Genomic DNA, 1331 nt, shown 5'->3' with positions numbered 1-1331 from the left:
ATTTTTTAATTCTTCGGCTGTAATTTTAAAGTCATTTTCTGCTTTTGTTTTTACAAAGACAGGTTTTCCATAAGCCAATCTCACCATCTCAGGATAGCTTAACCAATAAGGTACAGGAATTATAACTTCGTCGCCAGGATTTAAAATTGCACAAAGAGCATTATATATAGAGTGTTTTGCACCATTTGATATGACAATCTGTTCTGGTTGGTATTTAAGGCCGTTATCTTTTAAAAGCTTGTCGCATACTGCTTTTTTTAATTCAGAAATGCCCGAAGAAGGAGTGTATTTGGTGTAGCCTTTTTTTATAGCGTCAATTGCAGCTTCTTTTATGTAATCAGGTGTATCAAAATCTGGCTCTCCTACTCCGAAGTCTATAACGTCTATGCCTTGAGCTTTTAGCTGTTTTGCCTTTGCAGTTATTTCTAATGTCATAGAAGGGGTAATTTGTAAGGCATTTTGGGATAAATCCAATTTTTACACCTCCAGAGGGTTTTGTTATATGAATCACAATATTATTTTAACTTAATTATTTTGATATTTCTACAAAATTTTTAGCCTTACTCTTTAATATTTCTACATATTCATAGTCCAACTTTATTGTTCCTAAAAGGTCTCTGCCATCTACTTCTATACCGTGAAAATCTGAGCCTCCAGTTATGATTAACTTGTATTTTTTAGCTTTGTTTAAATACTTTTCTATATCTTCGGTAGTGTGTTTTGAATGGTAAACTTCTATTCCGATTAAACCTTTTGGGGCTAATTCCTCAATAATACTATCATCTTGAAGTAACCCGGGATGAGCTAAAACAGGAACACCTCCATTTTCTAAAATAAGGTTTATTGCTTCAAAAGGAGTGATTCTGTATCTTTCTACATAAGCAGGAGCACCCACTCCTATGTATTTTTCAAAAGCTTCTTTTACACTTTCTACATAATTCTTTTTTATCAGAGCTCTTGCTATATGAGGTCTTCCTATGAATTTTTCACTTGTGAATTCCAATACGTCTTCTATAGAAATATCAATCCCTAATTCATTTAATTTTTTTAAAATCGCTTTGGCTCTATCATTTCTCAACTTTTTCATTTCTTCCAACTTTTCAAAAAATTTTTTATCTTTGTAATTTATAAAATAACCTAAAATATGAACTTCTTGATTTTGATAATAGCAATTAAACTCAATTCCAGGAATAACTTCGATCTCATATTTAGAAGAAGCTTCCATGGCTTCTTCAAGCCCATCAACTGTATCGTGATCTGTCAGAGAAATACAGCTAAGTCCATGTTCTTTTGCCAATCGAACTACTTCAGATGGTGAATTAGTTCCATCG

2 protein-coding genes are annotated in these 1331 nt (G+C 32.5%); both read right to left on the bottom strand.

Translation table 11 applies throughout. The features are described 5' to 3' along the window. On the bottom strand, nucleotides 1-474 hold a 474-nt coding region (locus tag M663_RS0112075; protein WP_029689086.1), incomplete at its 3' end, for an aminotransferase class I/II-fold pyridoxal phosphate-dependent enzyme. A gap of 55 nt (nucleotides 475-529) precedes the next feature. Beyond that, nucleotides 530-1331 (bottom strand): PHP domain-containing protein (locus tag M663_RS0112070; RefSeq protein ID WP_042805371.1); only part of this gene is annotated, 802 nt, incomplete at its 5' end.

This window comes from Thermoanaerobacter sp. A7A (assembly GCF_000445185.1).
GTDB lineage: Bacteria > Bacillota > Thermoanaerobacteria > Thermoanaerobacterales > Thermoanaerobacteraceae > Thermoanaerobacter.
Note: the sequence above shows the minus strand (reverse complement) of the source record. Positions and strands in the feature narration are given on the sequence as shown.